The organism is Pseudomonas sp. B21-010 (assembly GCF_024749325.1).
In the GTDB taxonomy this organism is placed as follows: Bacteria; Pseudomonadota; Gammaproteobacteria; order Pseudomonadales; family Pseudomonadaceae; genus Aquipseudomonas; species Aquipseudomonas kilonensis.
The window spans coordinates 6,163,823-6,186,756 of record NZ_CP087198.1 but is presented as its reverse complement, the minus strand read 5'-3'; the positions used below and the strand labels follow the sequence as shown (position 1 = coordinate 6,186,756).

Sequence of the window (22,934 nt, the reverse complement as noted above, 5' to 3'; positions counted from 1 at the left end):
TCGTCAAGACGCCAGGCTTTTCCGAAACCGGGCCAGGGCGATTGCAAAGAACAACAGCCCGATGACCGCCAGCGCCAGCAGGTCCGGCCAGATCACGCCAGGGCCGGCATCTCGGAACAGGATCGCTGCGCTGAGGCTGACGAAATGCGTCGAGGGCGAGCCCTGCATCACCCATTGCAACCATTGCGGCATGCTGTCCAGCGGTGTACTGCCGCCCGACAACAGCAGCATCGGGATGATGACCGGGATCGCCAGCAAACCGAATTGCGGCGTCGAACGGGCCAGGGTGGCGAGGAAGATGCCCAGTGAGGTGCTGGCGAACAGGTAGAGTGCGGTCACCAGCAGGAAGAGCACCATGGAGCCGGCGAGTGGAACCCCCAGGGCGAACTTGACGATGATTTCCAGCGACGCCCAGGTGCACAGCACCACTACCAGCAGGTTGCTCCAGATTTTCGCCAGCATGATTTCCAATGCCGTCAGCGGCAGCACCAGCAAGTGGTCGAGGGTGCCGTGCTCGCGCTCGCGCAGCAGCGCGGTCCCCGTCAGGATGATCGCCAGGATCGTGATGTTGTTGACGATCTGGATCACCGCCAGGAACCAGCCACCTTCCAGGTTGGTATTGAACAGCGAACGCGTGGTCAGCCTCACGGGCGTTGCTTCGCTCGTTTGTGCCTGGCCGGCGTAGGTCGTCAGTTCCTGTTGGAAAATCCGTCCGATGTAGCCGGCGCCCATGAACGCCTGGCTCATGGCCGTGGCATCGACGTTGAGTTGCAGCGTCGGTTCGCGTCCTGCGAGCAGGTCGGCCTGGAAGTTGGCGGGCACGTTAATGACAAAGGTGTAGCGGCCACTGTCCATGACCTTGTCCAGTTCGGCATAGGGCAAGGCCATCGGGTTCTGGAACTCCGGCGGTTGCAGGACCTGGGCCAATTGGCGCGAAAGATGGCTCTGGTCTTCGTCCACTATTGCGACACTGGCGTTGTGGACGCCGATTACCGAGCCGGCGGCCGGCATGTAGATCGCCACCGTGAAGGCGTAGCCCAAAAACAGCAGCAGAACGGAGTCGTAGCGCAGGCTGGTCAGTTCCTTGAGCCCCAGACGCCAGATATGTGAAAGCGTGTGCATCAGGCCTCCTGCTTTTTCAGCATGATCAGGCTGAGTCCGGTGAAGCCCAGGAAAAACCCGCCCAGCGCCAGGCATTGCGGCCATAACTGGCGCAGATCCAGGGCTTTGGTGAAGGTGCCGACGGCGATATCCAGGAAGTAGCCGGCGGGAAACAACTGGCCCATCACCGCAGCGGCACCCTCCAGGGACGAACGCGGCACGATCAGCCCCGAGAACTGGATGGTCGGCAGGCTGGTGATGATCATGGTGCCGAGGATCGCCGCGATCTGAGTGCGAGTGAACGCCGAGATCAGCAACCCCATGCTGGTGGTCGCCAGTACATAGAGCAGGCCGCCCACCGCCAGCGTCAGGCCGCTGCCTTTGAACGGCACACCGAACAGCCAGCGGTTCATCGCTGTCAGCAAGGCGAGGTTGATCAGGCTGACCGCCAGGTAGGGCACTTGTTTGCCCAGCAGGAATTCCAGGCGGGTCAGCGGCGTGGCGTAGAAATTGGTGATCGAGCCCAGCTCTTTCTCTCGCACGATGCCCAGCGCCGTCAACATGGCTGGAATGAACGCCAGGATCAGCGCCATGACCCCGGGGCCGATGGCGTTGACGCTGACCACGTCCTGGTTATAACGAAAGCGCGTCTCCAGTGTCGCGCCGGGTTGCCGGTTTGGCGCGCGGCTGCTGAATTCAGCCAGTTGCTCAAGGTTGGCCTGGTGCACGGCCTGGACGTAGTTGCGACTGGTCTCGGCTCGAAACGGTATGCCGCCGTCCAGCCAGGCACCCACCGTCGGCTGGCGGCCGGCGTAAAGGTCACGACCGAAACCGGGGGGGATTTCCAGGGCCAGCTTGATCTCCGAGCGCTGCAAGCGTCGGTGCAGCTCCTTCGCGTCGCGGATGATCGGCTGCTCCTCGAAGTAGCGCGAACTGCGGAACGCTTCCAGGTAGGCGCGGCTTTGCGGGCTCTGATCCTGGTCATACACGGCGAAGGCCAGTTTCTCCACATCAAGGGAAATACCGAAGCCGAAGACCACCATCATGAACAAGGCGCCCAACAGGGCGAATGCCATCCGCACTTTGTCGCGCAGCAGTTCCTTGCCCTCCCGGCTGGCAACGGCCCACAGGCGCCCGAGGCTCAGGCCGCGCCGGTCCCGGGGGGCGTCGGCACTGTCGAGGGTCACGGGAGCGGCGTCTTGCTGCGTCTCGCCCTGGGCTTTTTCCAGGCAGGTGACGAACGCGGCTTCCAGCGTCTGGCCGTTGAACTGCGCCTGCAAGGCCGCCGGCGTGTCACAAGCCAGGACCTTGCCGGCGTGCATCAGCGAAATGCGATCGCAGCGCTGGGCCTCGTTCATGAAATGCGTGGAAAGGAAAATCGTCACGCCCTGTTCGCGAGACAGCTCGATCAACAGCCGCCAGAAATCATCCCGCGCAGCCGGGTCGACACCCGAGGTCGGCTCATCGAGGATCAGCACTTCCGGGCGATGCAGCACCGCCACCGCCAGGGACAAACGCTGACGCAGGCCCAGTGGCAGCGCGCCGGAGGGCTGGTCCGCCAATGCCTGGAGATTGAAACGCTGGATCAGTTCGTCGATGCGCTGGCGACTGTCCGTCGTGGGCAGGTCGAAGAGTTTGGCGTGCAGTTCCAGGTTCTGGCGCACGCTCAGTTCGCCGTACAGCGAAAAGCTCTGGGACATGAAGCCCACCCGCTTGCGGGTGGCGAGGTCCTTGGCGTTGACCGGGTTGCCCAGCAACCGGGCGCTGCCTTCGCTGGCGGGGATCAACCCGGTCAGCACCTTCATGGTGGTGGTCTTGCCGCAACCGTTGGAACCCAGGAACCCAAAGATCTCCCCGCGACCAATCGCGAAACTGACGTTGTCGACGGCGGTGAAATCACCGAAGCGCAAGGTGAGGTCGTGGGCTTCGATGGCAATGTCGGCGGTGTTGGCGCCCCTGGGGGGAATCACCAGCGGTTCGGCATCGCGGCCGCTGTCGCCCTGGAAATGGGTGAAGGCCGAGTCGAGCTTGCCGTCCGGTGTGACCTTGGCCAGCTCCGCACTCAAGCCCTTGGCGATCAAGCGACCGTTGTCGAGCATCAGGCAATGCTCGAATTGCTCGGCCTCTTCCATGTACGCGGTGGCGACCAGCAGGGTCAGTTGCGGGCGTTGTCGGCGCACGTCTTCTATCAGTTCCCAGAAGCGTCGCCGGGACAGCGGGTCTACGCCGGTGGTGGGTTCGTCGAGAATCAGCAGGTCCGGTTCATGGATCAGTGCGCAGCACAGGCCGAGCTTCTGTTTCATGCCGCCGGACAGTTTGCCCGCCGGACGATCGGCAAAGCGCTGCAGATCGGTGGCCAGCAGCAAGGTGCCCATGCGCTGTTCGCAATCTGCCCGCGATAACCCGAACAGCGTGCCGAAGAAGCGGATGTTCTCGCGTATCGACAGGTCCGGGTAAAGGTTGCCTCCCAGCCCCTGGGGCATGAAGGCGATGCGTCGGTAGAGGGTGTTGCGATGGCGTCGGTCGTCGATCGAGGCGCCGAGCACGTCCAGTTGACCGTGCTGGAGTTTCTTCACCCCGGCAATCAGCCCCAGCAGGCTCGACTTGCCGGCGCCGTCCGGGCCGATCAGGCCGCAGCGAGTGCCGACGGGCAAGCTGAAGGCGATATCGCTCAACGCCACCTGCTGGCCGTAGCGATGCTCGATGCCCGAGGCGTGCAATGCCTCGCTGAGGGCGGTGGTCATTGCAGGTTGGCCGGCCAGTCGATGGGGGCAGTGCGTACATAGCCGGCGCCGGGCATGCCGGGTTTGGCCTGGGGCACGTCGCCGGGTTGGGTCAGGCGTACCTTGACGCGGAACACCAGTTTCTGGCGCTCATCACGGGTCTCGACTTCTTTCGGGGTGAACTGGGATTTGGCCGCGACGAAGCTGACCTTGGCCGGCAGCGGTCGCTCGGGCAGGGCGTCGAGCAGCAGGCGCGCTTCATCGCCCACCGCCAGTTTCCCGGCCACCGAGGCCGGCAGGTAGAGATTCATGTATTGGTCGTTCGGATCGATCATCAGCAACACCCGGCCGCCAGCGCCCAGCACCTCACCTGGCTCGGCCAGGCGCAACTGGATCACGCCGTCGAGCGGTGCCCGCAACGTGCTGTCATCTATTTCACTGGTGAGCTGCGCCACTTGGGCCAGGGTCGCGCCGATGGCCGCATTCGCCGCCGATACCTGGGCCCGGGCGGCGTTGACCGCGGCGTTGGCGGTGTCGACGCGGGCTTGTTGCTGGTCGATGACCTGGCCGCTGGCGTAACCGCGCTTGAACAGTTCCTGGGTCCGCTTGAGCTCCTGGTGAGCGAGCAATTGTTCGCTCTGGCGCAACTGCACGTTGGCTTCGGTGGCGGCAAGGTTCTGCCGGGCACGCACGACTTCGGCCTCGGCCTGGCTGCGCTGGGCCTCCAAGGTGCGGGTGTCCATGCGCGCCAGCACCTGGCCCTTGATGACGTTGTCGCCTTCGTCGACATGAACTTCGGCCAGGCGCCCGGGCGTCTTGCTGGCGATCTGGACCTCGGTGGCCTCAAGGCGGCCGTTGCCCATGCTCAAGCCTTCCGGCAGGCGATCGTGGCGTGACTTCCAGTATCCGAAACCGCCGGCGGCCAGCAACACGGCCATCAAGGCAAAGGCAAAAAAACGCGAGGTACGATGGTTCTTCGACATGTCCGGCATCCTGCGGCTATAGCACCGAAGTCTGCGCGATCAATAGCCGAGCCAGCTTGATATCCATCAACTCATTGGCGATCAGCGCAGGGCAATCACCGCGGCCCATTGTTCGGCCGTGACGGGCATCACCGACAGTCGCGAGCCTTTTTGCACCAGTGGCATTTCAGCCAGGGCGGTCTGTTGCTTGAGGTAGTCGAGCTTCAGCACACGGGGAAACGTTTCGACATGGGCCACGTCGATCGCGGTCCAGGGGTTTTTGTCCGGGCCGGCCTTGGGGTCGAAGTAATGGCTGTCGGGTTCCAGCGCCGTTGGGTCGGGGTAGGCCGCGCGGACAATCCGGCCGATCCCGGCAATGCCTGGCTCGGGGCAACTGGAGTGGTAGAAAAAGAACGTGTCGCCCACCGCCATGGTTCGCAGAAAGTTACGCGCCTGGTAGTTGCGAACCCCGTCCCAGCGTGCCTGGCCGAGCTTTTCCAAACCTTGGATGGATAATTCGTCGGGCTCGGATTTCATCAGCCAATAGGCCATGATTGCTACTCCTTGGCGGTGTTGAAAAAAATAGTTCAGCGATTTTATGACAAACCGACAGTCGGTTGACGCCAGAGTTTGCGTGTCGGGGCCGGTTGCCGCAAAATGCCGGCCTTCCAAGCTTGACGCTGCTGCACGGCCAATAAGAAAACCGCTGCTGTCATCGTGTGTGATGTGCCTTGAGGGGGGCAATCGATGAAACGCAAACCGGATTTGTTGTGGATCTTGGTCATTCTGTTCGGTCTGGGTGTCGTGACCACGGGTTACGCCCAAAGCCTGTGGGCCAACAAGACCGACGCGCCGGTGGAAATCACCCAACCCGCGTCATCGTTCAAACGCTGAATCCGCTTTCCTGGCGCCGCTGATGACCGCGGCGTCTACCCCGCGATATACCAATGCCTGTCGCTGACCGTTCCCTGCAGCGGCACGTCCCAGCTTGCCTGCGCCAATCGTTCGACTTTCTGGCATTCATGGGCCAGCCCCAATAGCGTCGGCTTGCGCCACTGCTTGCGCCGTGCCAGATACGCCAGGCTGCGGTCATAAAAGCCGCCGCCCATGCCCAGCCGACCACCCGCATCATCAAACCCCACCAGTGGCAACAACACCAGGTCCAGCGTCCAGACCTTGCGTTGCCGGGCGATGTTCTTGCGCGGCTCTGGGATGCGAAACCGGTTGGGCTGCATTTTTTCGCCGGGGTGGATTCGCTGGAACACCATCTTGGTCTGCGGCCACGGGCTGAGCACCGGCAGGTAAGTGGCCTTGCCCCGGCGTTGGGCTGCGCGCAGCAGCAGGCGCGGGTCGATCTCGCCGTCGTTGGGCAGGTACAGGGCGATGTGCTTCGCGCGGCGAAACAGCGGGTGCTGGGCCAGTTGCTTGTACAGCCCGTGGGCGGCTTGCCGTTGCTGGGCGGGCGTCAGGGCGCGCCGGGCCTGGCGCAGCAGGCGTCGAAGTTGCGGGCGGGGCAGCAGCGCAGGTTCGGTCATATCAGTGCTTCACGCAGTGGCGATGCCACAGCGTAACCGCAAAACAGGCTGCTCAGAAATGCCTGCGCCAGAAACGACAATGCCAGTCCACATGGACTGGCATTGTCTGGAATCAGGCTCCCCGGATGAACCGCTGTCGGCTTAGCCCTTGAACCCGAAAGTTCAAGGTGGAAGTTGCAGGGGGCGTTAAGGCTTTCCGTCAAGCGGACATGCACACCGGCCCCAACGTGCAACCCCCGTGGTTGTGCGTATCGGCTCAGGGACATCACCAACTGGCAAGCACCCCAGGGAGTGATGCGAGTATACCCCAGGCAGCCTCGCGAATCAGCCCTTGCTGACGTCTGGATCGGTGGCGAGCACCAGATCCACCCGATCGAGCAGGTCGCGCACCTGTTCACGGGTCGAGCCGCTGACCTGCAGGTCCGGCGTATCCTGGCGATGCAGCAGGTCGTGGGTGATGTTCAAGGCAGCCATCACGGCGATGCGGTCGGCACCGATGACTTTGCCGCTGCTGCGGATCTCGCGCATCTTGCCATCCAGGTAACGGGCGGCGCTCACCAGGTTGCTACGCTCTTCCTGGGGGCAGATGATCGAATATTCTTTGTCGAGGATCTGCACGGTAACGCTATTGCTTGAACTCATGAGTCTTGCTCCAGGGCCTTGAGGCGCGAAATCATCGATTCGACCTTACGCCGGGCGATTTCGTTTTTTTCAATGAGGTGCGCGCGTTCCTCGCGCCAGGTTTTTTCCTGAGCTAATAGGAGTCCGTTTTGGCTCTTAAGTTGCTCGACCCGGTCAATTAGCAGTTCGAGTCTGGCCATCAGCGCTTGCAGGTCGGTGTCTTCCATTGTGTCCACTGAAGATTGTGTCTGATGGAGGGTATGAGTCGCACAGCCTCTGATAGTCTTGGCGAGTCTGTCGATGTAGGATACAAGGCCTCCATTCTAGACATAGCGCCGTCTGGCGCCTAGCTGCCCATGCCCATTCAGAATTCCCCGTATCAAGCATTCGCCACCCTGCTGAGCACCAGCGGTCATCCTGTCTCGCCTGCCGAACTGCATGGCCTGCTGCTCGGTCGCAGCTGCGCCGGCGCCGGTTTCGATGCCGCCGGCTGGTTGGCCGACGCCGCCGAGCTGCTGGAAGGCGAGCCGGCGGACAACGTCCGCAACGCGCTTATCGGCCTGCAGGAAATGGTCAAGGGCGAGCTGACCAGCGACGACATGACCGTCGTCCTGCTGCTGCCCACTGACGACGCCCCCTTGGCTGAACGCGCCGCTGCGCTGGGCCAGTGGTGCCAGGGCTTCCTCGCCGGCTTCGGCCTGACCCGCCGCGAATACGCCTTGAGCGAAGAGGCCAAGGAAGTGTTGCAGGACCTGGCCGCGATCTCCCAGGTCCAGGATGCCCTGGAAGAATCCGATGACGGCGAAAGCGACTACATGGAAGTGATGGAGTACCTGCGGGTCGCGCCATTGCTGCTGTTCACCGAGACCAAGAAAACCGATGCAGCGGCCCCCAAGCCGTCCTTGCATTAATTTTTAGAGGGAACCCCGTCTGCCCATGATTCATATCCCGAAATCGGAATACAGCCGTCGCCGCAAGGCACTGATGGCGCAGATGGAACCCAACAGCATCGCAATCCTGCCCGCCGCCGCCGTTGCGATCCGCAACCGCGACGTCGAGCACGTCTACCGCCAGGACAGCGACTTCCAGTACCTCAGCGGCTTTCCCGAGCCGCAAGCGGTGCTGGTGCTGATGCCCGGCCGCGCCCATGGCGAATACATCCTCTTTTGCCGCGAGCGCAACGCCGAACGTGAGTTGTGGGATGGCCTGCGCGCCGGCCAGGAAGGGGCGATCCGTGACTACGGTGCCGACGACGCGTTTCCCATCACCGACATCGACGACATCCTGCCGGGCCTGATCGAAGGCCGCGACCGGGTGTATTCGGCCATGGGCAGCAACCCGGAATTCGACCGGCACCTGATGGAGTGGATCAACGTGATTCGCTCCAAGGCCCACCTCGGCGCCCAGCCGCCGAACGAATTCGTTGCCCTGGATCATCTGCTGCATGACATGCGCCTGTATAAATCGGCGGCAGAAGTGAAAGTGATGCGCGAAGCGGCGCGGATTTCCGCCCAGGCGCACATCCGGGCGATGCAGGCGGCGCGCCCGGGGCTGCATGAGTTCAGCCTGGAAGCCGAGCTCGATTATGAGTTCCGCAAGGGCGGGGCGAAGATGCCGGCCTATGGTTCGATCGTCGCGGCGGGGCGCAACAGCTGCATCCTGCACTACCAGCAGAACGACGCGCTGCTCAAGGACGGCGACCTGGTGCTGATCGACGCCGGCTGTGAAATCGACTGCTACGCCAGCGATATCACCCGTACCTGGCCGGTCAGTGGCAAGTATTCACCCGAGCAGAAGGCGATCTACGAAGTGGTGCTGGCTGCCCAGGAAGCCGCGTTTGCCCAGATCGCGCCGGACAAACACTGGAACCAGGCCCACGAAGCGACGGTGCGGGTGATTACCGAGGGGCTGGTGCACCTTGGGCTGCTGGAGGGTGAGGTGGACGCGTTGATCGCCAGTGAGGCCTACCGGGCGTTCTACATGCACCGCGCTGGCCACTGGCTGGGCATGGACGTGCATGACGTCGGTGAATACCGCGTTGGTGGCGAGTGGCGGGTACTTGAGGTCGGCATGACGCTGACGGTGGAGCCGGGCATCTACATCGGCCCGAACAACCGCAGCGTCGCGAAAAAATGGCGCGGCATTGGCGTGCGCATCGAGGATGACGTGGTAGTGACCAAAACCGGTTGTGAAATCCTGAGCCACGGCGTACCGAAGACGGTCGCCGACATCGAGACCCTGATGGCCGCTCGGACGCACGCGGCATGACCCGGGTCAATCTGGCGATCGTCGGCGGCGGCCTGGTCGGCGCGAGCCTGGCGCTGGCCCTGCAGGCCGGTGCCAAGGCCCGGGGCTGGAAGATCATGCTGATCGAGCCCTTCGCCCCCGGCGATGCCTGGCAACCAAGCTACGATGCCCGGTCCTCGGCATTGTCCTACGGTGCCCGGCAGATTTATCAACGCTTGGGTGTCTGGCAGGAGATTTCCCGCCGCGCCGAACCGATCAAACAGATCCATGTGTCCGACCGCGGGCGGTTTTCCACGGCGCGGCTGTCGGCCATGGAAGAGGGCGTGCCGGCGCTGGGCTACGTGGTGGAAAACGCCTGGCTCGGCCAGTGCCTGTGGCAAGGCCTGGACCCGGAGGTGGTCAGTTGGCGCTGCCCGGCGCAGGTCACCCGCATGGAACCGCTGGTCGGCGGTTATCGCCTGACCCTCGACGACGAAACCACCCTGGAATGCGACCTTGCCGTACTGGCCGATGGCGGCCGCTCCGGCCTGCGTGAGCAGTTGGGTATCGGCGTGCGCAGTCGACCCTACGACCAGAGTGCCTTGATCGCCAATATCACCCCCAGCGAAGCCCACAACGGCATGGCCTTCGAACGTTTCACCGATGACGGCCCGATGGCCTTGTTGCCGCTGCCGGAGAATCGTTGCGCGCTGGTCTGGACCCGCCAGGGCATGGACGCACAACGGCTGGCGGCCCTCGACGAGCACAGTTTCCTCAGCGAATTGCAGGGCGTGTTCGGCTATCGCCTGGGCACCCTGAAACAGGTGGGCGTGCGACATCTGTACCCGCTGGCGCTGGTGGAGGCCGAAGAACAGGTCCGTCCGCACCTGGCGATCCTGGGCAACGCCGCCCACAGCCTGCACCCGATTGCCGGGCAGGGGTTCAACTTGTCCCTGCGTGATGCCCAGGCTCTTGCCGATGCGCTGCTCGACAGCGAAAGCGAGCCGGGGGATTTTGCCGTGTTGCAAGCCTATCGCGAGCGCCAGCGAATGGATCAGGCCTTGACCGTGGGCTTCTCCGACCAGGTCACGCGGCTGTTCGCCAGCAACCTGCCGTTGGTGTCCCTGGGCCGTAACCTCGGCCTGTTGGGCCTCGACTTGCTGCCGCCGGCCAAGCGCTGGTTCGCCCGCCAGGCCATGGGGCTGGGGACGCGTCCCGATGCTTGAGGCCGGGGCTGTCATTTCTTTTCATGGGCGACCGATGTCGCCAGCAAAACAGGCTTAGAGCATGGAATTGCGTGCAGATCTGCTGATTGTCGGCGCCGGTATGGTCGGCAGCGCCCTGGCGCTGGCGTTGCAGGGCAGTGGCCTGCAAGTGCTGTTGCTCGACGGCAGCCCGATGAGCGTCAAACCCTTCGATCCCCAGGCCGCGTTCGAGCCCCGGGTCAGTGCCTTGTCGACGGCCAGCCAGCGGATCCTCGAGCGCCTGGGCGTCTGGGACGGCATCACCGCCCGACGCGCCAGCCCCTATACCGACATGCACGTCTGGGACGGCAGCGGCACCGGGCAGATCCATTTCTCGGCGGCCAGCCTGCACGCCGAGACGCTTGGGCACATCGTTGAAAACCGCGTTGTGCAGGACGCCTTGCTGGATCGACTGCATGACTGCGACCTGGGCCTGCTGGCCAATGCCCGGCTGGAACAGATGCGTCGTTCCGGTGACGACTGGCTGCTGACCTTGGCCGATGGCCGCACGTTGCGGGCGCCCCTGGTCATCGCGGCTGACGGCGCGAATTCCGCTGTGCGCCGCCTGACCGGCGTTGCCACGCGCGAATGGGATTACCTGCACCACGCCATCGTCACCAGCGTGCGCAGCGCCCGGCCGCATCGAATGACGGCCTGGCAGCGCTTCACCGACAACGGTCCGCTGGCGTTCCTGCCACTTGAGCGTGACGGTCAGCACGATTGGTGCTCGATCGTCTGGTCCACCACCCCCGGTGAAGCGCAGCGCTTGATGGCGCTCGATGAAACTCAATTCTGCAGCGAACTGGAACGAGCCTTCGAAGGCCAGCTCGGCACGGTACTGAGTGCCGACCCGCGGCTGTGCGTGCCGCTGCGCCAACGACATGCCAAGCGCTATGTAGCCGAAGGGCTGGCGTTGATCGGCGACGCCGCCCATACCATTCATCCGTTGGCCGGGCAGGGCGTGAACCTGGGCTTCCTCGACGCCGCCGTGCTGGCCGAAGTGCTGTTGCAGGCAGCCGGGCGTGGCGAACGACTGGCGGACGTGAAGGTGCTGAGCCGCTACGAGCGGCGACGCATGCCCCATAACCTGGCGTTGATGGCGGCGATGGAAGGTTTCGAGCGGTTGTTCCAGGCCGATCCACTGCCGGTGCGCTGGTTGCGTAACACCGGGCTGAAGCTGGTAGACAGCATGCCCGAGGCCAAGGCGTTGTTCGTGCGCGAGGCGCTGGGGTTGATTGGCGATTTGCCGGATCTGGCCAAGGCCTGAGAGGTGGGTTGGGGCTTATGGCCTCATCGCGGGCAAGCCTTGCTCCCACAGGTGTGCAGTTTGAGATGACCTTTGTGGGAGCAAGGCTTGCCCGCGATGGCGGACGCAAAAACACCTCGCATCTCAAAGTTGCAACATTTGGAAATGTGTCCACCCACTGTTCGATTGAGAAGCCAAATGTGAGTCCTTATCATTTGCGCACTTCATACTCGAGAGACTGCCCCCATGTCGGCACCCAAGCGCCTGCTGTCCGCCCTCGCCTTGACCCTGATCGGCACCACTGCCGCCCAGGCCGCCGATGAGGTGGTGGTCTACTCCTCGCGTATCGATGAACTGATCAAGCCGGTCTTCGATGCCTATACCAAGAAAACCGGCGTGTCGGTGAAGTTCATCACCGACAAGGAAGCGCCACTGATGCAGCGGATCAAGGCCGAGGGCGAGAACGCCACCGCCGACCTGCTGCTCACCGTCGACGCCGGCAACCTCTGGCAGGCCGAGCAGATGGGCATCCTCCAGCCGTTCACCTCGCCGGTGATCGACGCCAACATCCCGTCTCAATACCGCGCTTCTTCCCACGCCTGGACCGGCTTGAGCCTGAGGGCGCGGACCATTGTCTACTCCACTGACCGGGTCAAACCCGCTGAGCTGAGCACCTACGAGGCCTTGGCGGGTGACGAATGGGAAGGCCGCCTGTGCCTGCGCACGTCGAAGAAGGTCTATAACCAGTCGCTGACCGCCACCCTGATCGAAACCCACGGTGCGGAAAAAACCGAGGAGATCCTCAAGGGCTGGGTCCGGAACCTGTCCACCGACGTCTTCTCCGATGACACCGCGCTGCTTGAGGCGATCAACGCCGGGCAGTGCGACGTCGGCATCGTCAATACTTACTACTATGGCCGCCTGCACCAGCAGAAGCCGGACCTGAAGGTGAAACTGTTCTGGCCGAACCAGGCCGACCGAGGGGTGCACATCAACCTCTCGGGGATTGGCTTGACCCAGCATGCACCGCATCCGGACGCCGCGAAGAAGCTGGTGGAGTGGATGACCACGCCGGAGGCGCAAAGCATCTTCGCCGACGTGAACCAGGAATTCCCGGCCAACCCGAAAGTCGAGCCGTCCAAGGAAGTAGCGGCCTGGGGCAAGTTCAAGGCCGATACCCTGCCGGTGGAAGTCGCGGGTAAACGCCAGGCCGAAGCCATTCGCATGATGGATCGCGCTGGCTGGAACTGAGACCTGTGGTGAGGGAGCTTGCTCCCGCTGGGCCTGTAGGAGCTGTGTAGGAGCTGTCGAGTGCAACGAGGCTGCGATCTTTCCCCAGCCACTTGAATCTCAAGCGAAAGATCAGAAAGATCAGAAAGATCAAAAGATCGCAGGCTTCGCCAGCTCCTACAGAGCCCTGCGGGAGCAAGCTCCCTCGCCACATGACCGTTTGTTTAACGAGAGTATTCCTTGGCCCACCCCGCCCAACGCCGCTGGTACCCCCTGGTCTTCGCCATCGCCGCGCTGGTCCTGTTGCCCCTTAGCGTCTTGCTGCTGTCCTGGCAGAGCATCGACCAACAGATCTGGTCCCACCTGTGGGACACGCAAATGCCGCGCTTGCTGGGCAACACCCTCACGTTGATCCTTGGTGTGGGTGTCGGGGTGACGTTGCTGGGTGTCAGCCTCGCCTGGCTCACCAGCCTGTGTGAGTTCCCCGGGCGACGCTGGCTCGACTGGGCGTTGATGCTGCCGTTTGCGATTCCGGCCTACGTGTTGGCGTTTGTCTTCGTTGGCCTGCTGGACTTTGCCGGCCCCGTACAGACGCTCATGCGGGAATGGTTCGGCAGCGGCCTGCGCCTGCCCCGGGTCCGTTCCACCGGTGGGGTGATCCTGGTGCTGGTGCTGGTCTTTTACCCTTACGTCTATCTGCTGGCGCGCAGTGCATTCCTGGCCCAGGGCAAGGGCTTGATGGAAGCCGCGCGGGTGCTCGGGCAATCGCCGTGGCAGGCGTTCTGGCGCGTGGCGCTGCCGATGGCCCGGCCGGCCATCGGTGCGGGCGTGGCGTTGGCGCTGATGGAAACCCTGGCGGATTTCGGCGCGGTGTCGGTGTTCAACTTCGACACCTTTACCACCGCGATCTACAAGACCTGGTATGGCTTCTTCAGCCTCTCCAGCGCTGCCCAACTGGCCAGCCTGCTGTTGCTGGCGGTGATGCTGGTGCTCTACGGCGAACGCCGGGCCCGCGGGGCCCACCGAGCCAGCAACGAACGTCCCCGAGCCAAGGCTTTGTATACGTTGCGCGGTCTCAAGGCCGTGGCAGCCAGCAGTTGGTGCTTCCTGGTGTTTGCCTGCGCGTTTGTCATTCCGGTGCTGCAGTTGGTGGTGTGGTTCTGGCAGCGCGGTCGTTTCGACCTGGACGAGCGTTATGCCGGGCTGATCGTCCACACCCTCTACCTGGGCGGTCTGGCCGCGCTGATCACCGTTTGCGTGGCCTTGCTGCTGGCGTTCGCCCGGCGGCTGGCGCCAACCCGTCCGATTCGTGCCGGCGTCGGCCTGGCGAACCTGGGTTATGCCTTGCCCGGTTCGGTGCTGGCGGTGTCGATCATGCTTGCATTCAGCTACCTGGACCGTGAGCTGGTCATCCCGCTGTCGAGCTGGCTCGGCGGGGCAGGCAAGCCGTTGTTGCTGGGTAGCCTGTCGGCGCTGTTGCTGGCGTATCTGGTGCGCTTCCTGGCCGTGGCCTACGGTCCATTGGAAAGCAGTCTGGCGCGAATTCGTCCGTCTTTGCCTGAGGCTGCACGCAGCCTTGGGGTCAGTGGGCCACGACTGTTTTTCAAAGTGTATCTGCCCTTGCTGTTGCCCGGCACCTTGAGCGCGGCGTTGCTGGTGTTCGTTGACGTGCTCAAGGAAATGCCCGCCACCCTGCTGATGCGCCCGTTCGGCTGGGACACGCTGGCGGTGCGGATCTTCGAGATGACCAGCGAAGGGGAGTGGGCCCGGGCCGCGCTGCCGGCGCTGACGTTGGTACTGGTGGGGTTATTGCCGGTCATCGGATTGATACGACGTTCGGCCCATCGAAACAGCTAGGTGTCAGTCCCACCTCATGCGGCTACAATGCGCGGCATTCGGTGCGGTCCGTCTGTCGGACCGGGCAACTGAGAACGTCAGAAAACTCCTTTTTTCAGACGTTCGCGCTATGCAGTGCCCGTCCGCACCTTCGCCAAGCCCGGAAGGAGAAACCCATGGGACAGCGTACGCCTCTGTATGACCTTCATCTCGCCCTCGGCGCGAAGATGGTCGATTTTGGCGGTTGGGATATGCCTTTGCACTACGGCTCGCAAGTCGAAGAACACCATCAGGTGCGTCGCGACTGCGGAGTGTTCGATGTATCCCACATGACCGTGATCGATGTCGCCGGCCCCCAGGCCAAGGTCTGGTTGCAGCGTTTGCTGGCCAACGACGTCAATCGTTTGCAGGACACAGGCAGTGCCTTGTACAGCGCGATGCTCAATGAGCGCGGCGGCATCGTCGACGACATGATCATCTACCGGGTCGAGGACGGCTATCGGCTGGTCTTCAACGCCTCGACTCGCGATCAGGACCTGGCCTGGATGCAGGCACAGCTCGGTGGCTACGACGTGCAGCTGCATGAGCGCCCCGAGCTGGCGATGCTGGCGATCCAGGGCCCCCAGGCCCGGCAGAAGATTGCCGAACTGGTGACGCAACCGCGCGGGCAAATCATCCAGCAACTCAAGCCTTTCGAAGGTCGCGCCGACGGCGAATGGTTCATCGCCCGGACCGGCTATACCGGCGAAGATGGCCTGGAAATCGTCTTGCCTGCCCAGGAGGCCCCGAGTTTCTTCAACGACCTGGTAGGGGCCGGCATTTCGCCCATCGGCCTCGGCGCCCGCGATACCTTGCGCTTGGAGGCCGGCATGAACCTCTACGGCCAGGACATCAACCAGGACGTTTCGCCGCTGGCTTCGAACATGGCCTGGAGCATCGCCTGGGAACCGGCGAGCCGTCCGTTCATCGGGCGCAGTGCGCTGGAAGCCGAGATTGCCAGCGGTGTGCAGCACAAACTGGTTGGGCTGGTGCTGGAAGAACGGGGTGTCTTGCGCGCCCATCAGGTGGTTCGCATCGCCAATGTTGGCGAAGGGGAGATCACCAGTGGTAGTTTTTCTCCTACGCTTAGCAAGTCGATCGCCCTGGCACGTGTTCCGATGGCTACCGCCGACCGTGCCGAGGTAGAAATTCGCGGTAAGTGGTACCCGGTACGGGTGGTCAAACCGACCTTCGTCCGCCATGGCAAAACCCTGATCTAACCTTTTGCGGCGGGCCGCTGGCCGCTGACACTTTCTCTTGAGGACACAGAATATGAGCGATATCCCTGCCGAACTGCGTTTTGCCGAAAGCCATGAGTGGGCACGCCTGGAAGCTGACGGTACCGTCACCGTAGGCATCAGCGATCATGCGCAGGAAGCCTTGGGCGATGTGGTATTTGTCGAGCTGACTGAAGTCGGTAAGGTCTTTGGCGCAGGCGACCAGGCCGGTGTGGTTGAGTCGGTCAAGGCCGCTTCCGACATCTATTCCCCTATCTCAGGTGAAGTGATTGCGATCAACGAAGAGTTGGGCGGTTCGCCGGAGCTGCTGAATTCCGATCCGTATGGCGCCTGGATCTTCAAGCTCAAGCCAAGCGACAAGGCTGAGCTGGACAAGCTGCTCGATGCGGCAGGTTACCAGGCCGCTATTGGCGAAGGCGAATAAGGACGACTGCACCTGTGGGAGCGAGCTTGCTCGCGATAGCGGTGGACCAGCAGCATTGATGTTGGCTGACACACCGCTATCGCGAGCAAGCTCGCTCCCACAGGGGTTGGGATAGCCAGGGGTGTTCACCGGGCAAAAAAATGCCGCTCAATCGAGCGGCATTTTTTATTGGCCGGGAATCAGTCCTGGGCGACGGCGTTTTTCGCCAGGATCGCGTTGGCCAGTTCCATGTCGGTGGCTTGCAGGCCTGGGTTGTCGGCACGCACTTTCTGCATCGCCGCTTCCAGGTAAGGGCCACGAATACCGCCGTCACTGGCGACGAAGCTGCCGGCATCATCCTGGGCGGCGACGATCAGCTTGTGATCCTTGAAAGTCAGGTAGGTGGAACCGGTGGTCGCACCGGATGAGATGACGTTACGCCAAAACGTGTCGGCCATTGCCGAGCCAACAGGTAGAGACAGCAAGGCTAGGGTAGCGACAGCAAGTTTGAGACGCATGATAGGGGACTCCACTGGGTTAACTATGATGTTGGATTACCTGCGCCTCTATTCAGTTCCATGCCTTGTCAGTCAGCCCGTTCCACCTGCAGCACCGCGCCTTCCTGCGCCACCACCCTGACCCGCATTCCCACGGACGACTCGGGCCCCTTGGCCAGCCAGACACTGTCGGCCACCTTGATCTTGCCGCGGCCATCGACAATCGCTTCATGAACCTGGAAGACCTTGCCGATCAGCTCTTGCCCGCGCAGGTTCAGGTGCGGCTGATCGCTTTGGCGCACCGCGCTGCGCTGGCGCCGCCACCAGTACAGCGCTGTTGCGATGGCGAACAGGCCGAACAACAGGAACTGCAGCTCCCACGGCATCTGCGGCAGGATGAACGTGAGCACGCCGACCGCCGCGGCGGCCATGCCGATCCACAGCAAGTAGCCGCCGGCGCCGAACACTTCGAGGATCAGCAGGATGACGCCCAGCGCCAGCCAGTCCCAGTACGACATGTGTTGCAGGAACATCCACATACGCGTGCCTCAGGCTTTCTTGCTGTCGAAGGTGGCCTTGACGATCTCGCCAATGCCGCCGACCGCACCGATGACCTGGCTGGCTTCCAGTGGCATCAGGATCACCTTGCTGTTGTTGGCCGAAGCCAGTTTGCCCAGCGCATCGATGTACTTCTGCGCGACGAAGTAGTTCACGGCCTGGACGTTGCCGTCGGCAATCGCCTGGGACACCACCTGGGTGGCCAGCGCTTCGGCTTGTGCCTGGCGCTCGCGGGCCTCGGATTCCAGGAACGCGGCCTGGCGGCTGCCCTCGGCCTCGAGGATTTGCGCCTGCTTCTTGCCTTCGGCGGTGAGAATCGCCGACGCTCGCAGGCCCTCGGCTTCGAGGATCTGGGCACGCTTGATACGTTCGGCTTTCATCTGCCCCGACATGGCGGCCATCAGGTCGGCCGGTGGGCTGATGTCCTTGATCTCGATCCGGGTGATCTTGATGCCCCACGGCGCTGTGGCTTCATCGACGGTGCGCAGCAGTTTTTCGTTGATACCGTCGCGCTGGCTCAGCATCGCGTCCAGCTCCATGGACCCCAGCACGGTACGGATATTGGTTTGCAGCAGGTTGCGGATGGCGTGCTCGAGGTTGTTCACCTCGTAGGCAGCCTGGGCCGTATTGACCACCTGGAAGAAACACACGGCGTCGATCTGTACCGTGGCGTTGTCGGCAGTGATGACTTCCTGGGGCGGGATGTCCAGCACGCTTTCCATGACATTGATCTTGCGCCCGATGCGATCCATCACCGGGATGATGATATTCAGGCCGGGCTTGAGCGTGTTGGTGTAGCGCCCGAACCGCTCGACGGTCCATTGGTAGCCCTGGGGCACGACCTTGAAACCCATGAACAGGATGGCGACCACGAGGCCGATGAAAAGTAAAAGTACACTACCGATCTGCATGACGGTTCCCTGTGCGAATTGAGATGGACCTGCGAGCCCTGAGTGTAGGGCACGCGGCCAGTATCATCACTCTGTGGGAGCAAAGCTTGCTCGCGATGCGGGCGCCTTGCTTCCCCGGGAGACCGCGTCATTTTCATCGCGGGCAAGCCTTGCTCCCACAGCCTTTCGCCACAGGTGCTGCCACAGCTACTTCTGCTCGCTCTGCGGCGTCACCCGCAACACTTCCTCGACCGTGGTCAAGCCCGCCGCCACCTTTTGCGCCCCCGACAGTCGCAGGCTGCGCATGCCTTCCTTGAATGCCTGGCGGCGCACCGCCAGCAGGTCGGTGTCGGGGTGGATCAAGGCCTTGACGCTGTCGGTCAGTTGCATGATTTCGTAGACGCCGGCGCGACCGCGGTAACCGGTGTCACGGCATTCCAGGCAACCGACGGCCTGTTGGGCATTGCTCGGCAGCGGCGCCTGCCAGGGCCGCGTCAGGGTTTGCCAGTCATCTTCGTCCAGGGTCAGGGGGGCCTTGCATTGCGGGCACAAGGTGCGCACCAGTCGCTGGGCCATGACTCCGAGCACGGTGGCCTTGATCAGGTAATGGGGCACACCCAGCTCCAGCAGGCGGCTGATGGCGCTCGGCGCGTCGTTGGTGTGCAGCGTCGACAGCACAAGGTGCCCGGTGAGCGCCGCCTGGATCGCCATCTCGGCAGTCTCCAGGTCGCGGATCTCACCGATCATGATGATGTCCGGGTCTTGCCGCATCAGCGCCCGCACCCCGGCAGCGAAGGTCAGGTCGATGTTGTGCTGGACCTGCATCTGGTTGAAAGAGGCCTCGACCATTTCAATCGGGTCCTCGATGGTGCAGAGGTTCACTTCTGGCGTCGCCAGCTTCTTGAGGGTGGTGTAGAGGGTGGTGGTCTTGCCGGAGCCGGTAGGCCCTGTCACCAGGATGATGCCGTTGGGCTGGCGGGTCATGTCCTGCCAGCGACGCAGGTCGTCGGCGGAGAAGCCGAGTTGGTCGAAGTCCTTGAGCAGCACTTCCGGGTCGAAAATCCGCATGACCATTTTTTCGCCGAACGCGGTGGGCAAGGTCGACAGGCGCAATTCCACTTCGCCGCCGTCCGGGGTCTTGGTCTTGACTCGGCCGTCCTGGGGTTTGCGTTTTTCCGCGACGTTCATCCGCCCCAGGCTCTTGAGACGGCTGACGATTGCCATCGTGACCTGCGGCGGGAACTGATAGACGGTGTGCAGCACGCCGTCGATGCGAAACCGCACGGTGCCCTGCTCGCGGCGCGGTTCGATGTGGATATCACTGGCGCGTTGCTGGAAGGCGTACTGGAACAGCCAGTCGACAATGTTGACGATGTGGGCGTCGTTGGCGTCCGGCTCCTGGTCGCTGGCGCCCAGGTTGAGCAACTGTTCGAAATTGCTCAGGTTGCTCGGTTGCTGATCGACCGTGGTGGCGCCGCTGACCGATTTGGCCAGGCGATAGAACTCCACGCTCAAGCGCTGGATGTCCACCGGGTTGGCGACCACCCGCTTGATCGGCAGCTTGAGCACGTGGGTCAGGTCGGCTTCCCAACTGTTGACGTAGGGCTGTGCGCTGGCGACGGTGACGGCGTCACGATCGACCGCCACCGCAAGGATCTTGTGGCGCTGGGCAAAGGCATAGGACATCAAGGGTGTCACGGCCGCGACGTTGATTTTCAACGGGTCGATGCGCATGTAGGGCTGGTCGGCCTGCTGGGACAACCACAGGGTCAGGTTCTCCAGGTCCAGGCGCTTGCCGGGTCGGCTGAGGTCGTCCAGGTGCTGGTTGGCGATGAACTCCAGCGGATGCAACTGGCTATTGGCGCTGTGACGTCGGCGGGCGTTCAGCGCGGTTTCGGCTGAATCCTGGCTGATGAGGCCCTGGGTGACCAGTTGGCGCAGCAGATCGTTGAGGTCCAGCCAGCGGTCCTGAGTGGCGTGTTTGGTGGACATGCGGGTTCCTATTGGACAATTGCAGCAAAGCCGCGATACAGACGCTTCGGCGTCCTCGCTCGGTCTGCAAAAGAATAGTCCCGACCTCGTAGGCCGTTGGGCCACTACCCGACCAATGCGTTACCAATTCTTGCCCGTGGGTGTTCAACAGACGGCTTGGGCCGGCCCAACGTGCGCAATATCAGCGTCTTGCAGGTCCACCGAGCAGACGCTGATCAGGTTACGTAATTTTTCAGCGATGACCTGGGCACGGTGCCAGCTCAGCCCGTCCATGACGATGTCCAGCGATAGCATATCGCCTGGGCGTTCGACGTGAACCCGCTGCGGCGTCAGGCCCTGCAAGGCAAACAGGTTCAACGCCCGACACAGTAAATCCGGCTCGGCTTCGGCCAATATCTGGTACTGCACCCGACAATGGGTATTGGCGGCGTGCCAGACGTCGGTGCGGGTCGGGGCAACGGTAACGGCTTCGAGTGGGGGCATGTTCGGTCTCCTTGGTGGCGGGAGAAATATTTACATGCCAGGCGGGGTATTTCTTATCTAAGATGAGTGATTCTGGCGACATTTCGAATCGCTTGATTCTCTACATCAATCATTTCGGGTTTGATTATGCACAGCGAATTGGATAGCTATGACCGCAGGATACTGGCGCTGCTGCAGGAGGATGCCTCGCTGTCCAGTGCACAGATCGCTGAACAGGTCGGCTTGTCTCAATCGCCATGCTGGCGGCGGATCCAGCGGATGAAGGAAGAGGGCATCATTCGTGGCCAGGTGACCCTGCTGGATCGCAAGAAAATCGGCCTTAACACGCAGATCTTCGCCGAAATCAAACTCAACGCCCACGGCCGTTCGAACTTCACCGAGTTCACCGAGGCGATCCGCGGCTTTCCCGAAGTGCTGGAGTGTTACGTGCTGATGGGGTCGGTGGATTTTCTGCTGCGCATCGTCACGGCGGACATCGAGGCGTATGAGCGATTCTTTTTCGAAAAGCTGTCGATGGTGCCGGGGATCCAGGAAGTGAACTCGATCGTGGCGCTGTCGGAGATCAAGTCGACGACGAGTTTACCGGTGCTGCGCTGAGCTGGTTTCTGCGGTGTTTGTGCTGGCCTCATCGCGAGCAAGCTCGCTCCCACATTGGATCTCGATATAGACCCCTGTGGGAGCGAGCTTGCTCGCGATGGCGATCTTACAGGCGCAACAAAGTCTTCCAGGCCCGATTCTGGTAAACCGCAATCGCCTGTTGCTTGCGCGCATCCAGCGTTTCGTCGGTGATCGGTTGGTTGGCCAATTGCGCCAGTTTGTTCAGTTCACCGTAGAGGCGATCCATTTCCGGGATCTCCAGCACATGGCGGGCGTGGTGCAGCCAGGCCTGGATGCGTTCGATACGCGGCAGTTGCTCGGCCAGGTCTTCCGGCTGCTGCTGGTAGCGTTGCAGTTGCAGGGACGAGGATTCTTCGCCGAGCAGGCGCGGCAGCCAGCTGCCCAGTTGCGCCGCGCCCTGGCGATTGCCACGGGTGTTGCGCTCGGCGGCCCAGCTGCGCGCCAACAGCCAGCGTGAAGTGTTGAGGGAAAACAGGCCCCAGCGCGGGTCTTGCAGCTCTTCAAGGAACTGTTCCGGTGCCGCCTTGCGCACGTCTTCGTCATCCAGGCCGGCCTGGACCAGTGGGCGCCAGTCTTCCAGCAACGCGTCCAGGGCCAGGCGCAAGTCGTGGGTCGATTGGCGCGGTGCGGCCTGGCCGAGGCTGCTGAGCAGGGCACGCAGTTCGGCGAGGTTTTCCACCCAGTCCTGCAGCAGGCGCCAATGGCCGTTGAAACGGTATTGTTCGGCCAGGCGCTGGCTGCTGCCGAGCAGGTGCCAGCTCAGCGCGGCGAAGGCGTCATCCAGCGGCGTTTCGGCGGTCAGTTGTGGCGCTGGCAGGCTCAGGGCGTAGCTGCCCGCGTCATACAGGCGATAGCCACGCTCGGCCTTGCTGATGTCGCAGGGCATCAGGGGCAGGGTCGCGGCCAGCTCGGCGGCCAGTTCCAGCAGGGCGGCGGGTTCGCCTTCGCGCAGTTCCAGCTCCAGTTCGCAGATTTCTTCCTTCTGCTTGCCGACCACCACATGGCCCAGGTCCAGGGCGGCTTCGATGACCACCTTGCTTTTGCCACGGCCCCAGGCGATTTCAGCGCGTTCGCGAACGAAATCGGTGGTGAAGATGGCCTTGAGGGTTTTCTTGTCCAGTTCGGCCAAGGCCTCGGGCCAGCATTCGCCGTCGAGCTTCTTCAGGTCGAGCTTGGCCTTGGGCAGGTGCCAATCGTACTCGTTGCGCTCGGACAAGCCGGCGACGCTCTGGCCGCGGGTCTTGAGGGTCTGGATCACCTCTTCGCCGTCACGACGCAGGCGCAGGGCGACCTTGGCCTGGGCCAGGTCACGCTCCGGCGTGTCGAAATACTGGTTCATCAGTTCGTGGCGTTCCCAGCCACTCTTGTTGCGTTTTTTCAGCAGCGGATGCTCGCGCAAGGCTGCCAGGGTCTCGCGGCTGACGCGGAGTTTGATTTCGGTTTCTTTCTGCATGGCCGGAAAATCCAGGGATCGGGTGTGCAGCCGGGGGAA

23 protein-coding genes and 1 other RNA gene are annotated in these 22,934 nt (G+C 62.7%); 10 read left to right on the top strand and 14 right to left on the bottom strand.

Annotated elements, in window-relative coordinates:
• Positions 1-3: 3 nt before the first annotated feature.
• The 4 genes from LOY50_RS27705 to LOY50_RS27690 form a co-directional block, all read right to left on the bottom strand.
• Entirely contained in the window at positions 4-1,122 is a 1,119-nt protein-coding gene (locus LOY50_RS27705) for an ABC transporter permease (RefSeq protein ID WP_214510058.1), read from the bottom strand.
• Positions 1,122-3,845 (bottom strand): ribosome-associated ATPase/putative transporter RbbA, encoded by a 2,724-nt coding sequence (rbbA, locus tag LOY50_RS27700; protein WP_258689714.1) that lies wholly within the window; start codon positions 3,843-3,845, stop codon positions 1,122-1,124. The genes LOY50_RS27705 and rbbA overlap by 1 nt, the downstream gene beginning before the upstream one ends.
• Entirely contained in the window at positions 3,842-4,807 is a 966-nt protein-coding gene (locus LOY50_RS27695) for an HlyD family secretion protein (RefSeq protein ID WP_258689710.1), read from the bottom strand. The genes rbbA and LOY50_RS27695 overlap by 4 nt, the downstream gene beginning before the upstream one ends.
• Before the next feature lie 81 nt (positions 4,808-4,888).
• Complete coding sequence (locus tag LOY50_RS27690; RefSeq protein ID WP_253470307.1) at positions 4,889-5,338, bottom strand: EVE domain-containing protein; 450 nt, start codon at positions 5,336-5,338, stop codon at positions 4,889-4,891.
• A gap of 195 nt (positions 5,339-5,533) precedes the next feature.
• Here LOY50_RS27690 and LOY50_RS27685 point away from each other — a divergent pair, with 195 nt between their 5' ends.
• The gene (locus tag LOY50_RS27685) at positions 5,534-5,680 is read left to right on the top strand and encodes a hypothetical protein (protein ID WP_003206689.1); all 147 of its coding nucleotides are present in this window, start codon (positions 5,534-5,536) and stop codon (positions 5,678-5,680) included.
• Between the two features lie 35 nt (positions 5,681-5,715).
• Here LOY50_RS27685 and LOY50_RS27680 read toward each other — a convergent pair whose 3' ends face one another.
• From LOY50_RS27680 to LOY50_RS27665, 4 genes are all read right to left on the bottom strand, one after another.
• Entirely contained in the window at positions 5,716-6,321 is a 606-nt protein-coding gene (locus LOY50_RS27680; RefSeq protein WP_024617172.1) for a 5-formyltetrahydrofolate cyclo-ligase, read from the bottom strand.
• 114 nt (positions 6,322-6,435) lie between these two features.
• Positions 6,436-6,615, bottom strand: a non-coding RNA gene (ssrS, locus tag LOY50_RS27675) — 6S RNA.
• 30 nt (positions 6,616-6,645) lie between these two features.
• Positions 6,646-6,963 carry a cell division protein ZapA gene (locus LOY50_RS27670; RefSeq protein ID WP_003177364.1) on the bottom strand — a complete coding sequence of 106 codons (318 nt, stop codon included), beginning with the start codon at positions 6,961-6,963 and terminating at the stop codon, positions 6,646-6,648.
• On the bottom strand, positions 6,960-7,169 hold the full coding sequence (locus LOY50_RS27665) for a TIGR02449 family protein (protein WP_003177365.1): 210 nt from the start codon (positions 7,167-7,169) through the stop codon (positions 6,960-6,962). The genes LOY50_RS27670 and LOY50_RS27665 overlap by 4 nt, the downstream gene beginning before the upstream one ends.
• A 129-nt stretch (positions 7,170-7,298) precedes the next feature.
• Here LOY50_RS27665 and LOY50_RS27660 point away from each other — a divergent pair, with 129 nt between their 5' ends.
• The 8 genes from LOY50_RS27660 (at position 7,299) to gcvH (ending at position 16,425) form a co-directional block, all read left to right on the top strand.
• Entirely contained in the window at positions 7,299-7,853 is a 555-nt protein-coding gene (locus tag LOY50_RS27660) for a YecA family protein (protein WP_186649326.1), read from the top strand.
• A gap of 25 nt (positions 7,854-7,878) precedes the next feature.
• Positions 7,879-9,210 (top strand): Xaa-Pro aminopeptidase, encoded by a 1,332-nt coding sequence (pepP, locus tag LOY50_RS27655; RefSeq protein ID WP_258689706.1) that lies wholly within the window; start codon positions 7,879-7,881, stop codon positions 9,208-9,210.
• Positions 9,207-10,394 (top strand): 2-octaprenyl-6-methoxyphenyl hydroxylase, encoded by a 1,188-nt coding sequence (ubiH, locus tag LOY50_RS27650; RefSeq protein WP_258689705.1) that lies wholly within the window; start codon positions 9,207-9,209, stop codon positions 10,392-10,394. The genes pepP and ubiH overlap by 4 nt, the downstream gene beginning before the upstream one ends.
• A 67-nt stretch (positions 10,395-10,461) precedes the next feature.
• Positions 10,462-11,679, top strand: a complete 1,218-nt coding sequence (locus tag LOY50_RS27645) for a 2-octaprenyl-3-methyl-6-methoxy-1,4-benzoquinol hydroxylase (protein ID WP_253478336.1) — start codon at positions 10,462-10,464, stop codon at positions 11,677-11,679.
• Positions 11,680-11,904: 225 nt separating this feature from the next.
• The gene (locus LOY50_RS27640; protein ID WP_214510052.1) at positions 11,905-12,909 is read left to right on the top strand and encodes an extracellular solute-binding protein; all 1,005 of its coding nucleotides are present in this window, start codon (positions 11,905-11,907) and stop codon (positions 12,907-12,909) included.
• A 219-nt stretch (positions 12,910-13,128) separates the two neighbouring features.
• A complete protein-coding gene (locus LOY50_RS27635) occupies positions 13,129-14,745 on the top strand; it encodes an iron ABC transporter permease (RefSeq protein WP_214510051.1) in 1,617 nt (538 codons plus the stop codon).
• Between the two features lie 155 nt (positions 14,746-14,900).
• On the top strand, positions 14,901-15,983 hold the full coding sequence (gene gcvT / locus LOY50_RS27630; protein ID WP_253470302.1) for a glycine cleavage system aminomethyltransferase GcvT: 1,083 nt from the start codon (positions 14,901-14,903) through the stop codon (positions 15,981-15,983).
• 52 nt (positions 15,984-16,035) lie between these two features.
• Positions 16,036-16,425: a glycine cleavage system protein GcvH gene (gene gcvH / locus LOY50_RS27625; RefSeq protein WP_258689700.1), complete on the top strand. Its 390-nt coding sequence runs from the start codon at positions 16,036-16,038 to the stop codon at positions 16,423-16,425.
• 179 nt (positions 16,426-16,604) lie between these two features.
• On the opposite strand, the gene LOY50_RS27620 is transcribed toward gcvH, so the two are convergent.
• From LOY50_RS27620 to LOY50_RS27600, 5 genes are all read right to left on the bottom strand, one after another.
• Positions 16,605-16,925 (bottom strand): DUF2388 domain-containing protein, encoded by a 321-nt coding sequence (locus LOY50_RS27620; RefSeq protein ID WP_170846005.1) that lies wholly within the window; start codon positions 16,923-16,925, stop codon positions 16,605-16,607.
• A gap of 65 nt (positions 16,926-16,990) precedes the next feature.
• Complete coding sequence (locus LOY50_RS27615; RefSeq protein ID WP_253470301.1) at positions 16,991-17,440, bottom strand: NfeD family protein; 450 nt, start codon at positions 17,438-17,440, stop codon at positions 16,991-16,993.
• Between the two features lie 9 nt (positions 17,441-17,449).
• The gene (locus tag LOY50_RS27610) at positions 17,450-18,370 is read right to left on the bottom strand and encodes an SPFH domain-containing protein (protein ID WP_003206668.1); all 921 of its coding nucleotides are present in this window, start codon (positions 18,368-18,370) and stop codon (positions 17,450-17,452) included.
• A gap of 186 nt (positions 18,371-18,556) precedes the next feature.
• Positions 18,557-20,341 (bottom strand): GspE/PulE family protein, encoded by a 1,785-nt coding sequence (locus LOY50_RS27605; RefSeq protein ID WP_253470300.1) that lies wholly within the window; start codon positions 20,339-20,341, stop codon positions 18,557-18,559.
• A 144-nt stretch (positions 20,342-20,485) separates the two neighbouring features.
• Entirely contained in the window at positions 20,486-20,824 is a 339-nt protein-coding gene (locus LOY50_RS27600; RefSeq protein WP_258689694.1) for a hypothetical protein, read from the bottom strand.
• A gap of 126 nt (positions 20,825-20,950) precedes the next feature.
• Here LOY50_RS27600 and LOY50_RS27595 point away from each other — a divergent pair, with 126 nt between their 5' ends.
• Positions 20,951-21,421, top strand: a complete 471-nt coding sequence (locus tag LOY50_RS27595; RefSeq protein ID WP_057449489.1) for an Lrp/AsnC family transcriptional regulator — start codon at positions 20,951-20,953, stop codon at positions 21,419-21,421.
• Between the two features lie 106 nt (positions 21,422-21,527).
• Here the strand turns inward: LOY50_RS27595 and LOY50_RS27590 are convergent, their stop codons facing one another.
• Entirely contained in the window at positions 21,528-22,895 is a 1,368-nt protein-coding gene (locus LOY50_RS27590) for an inorganic triphosphatase (protein ID WP_013694509.1), read from the bottom strand.
• Positions 22,896-22,934 lie beyond the last annotated feature (39 nt).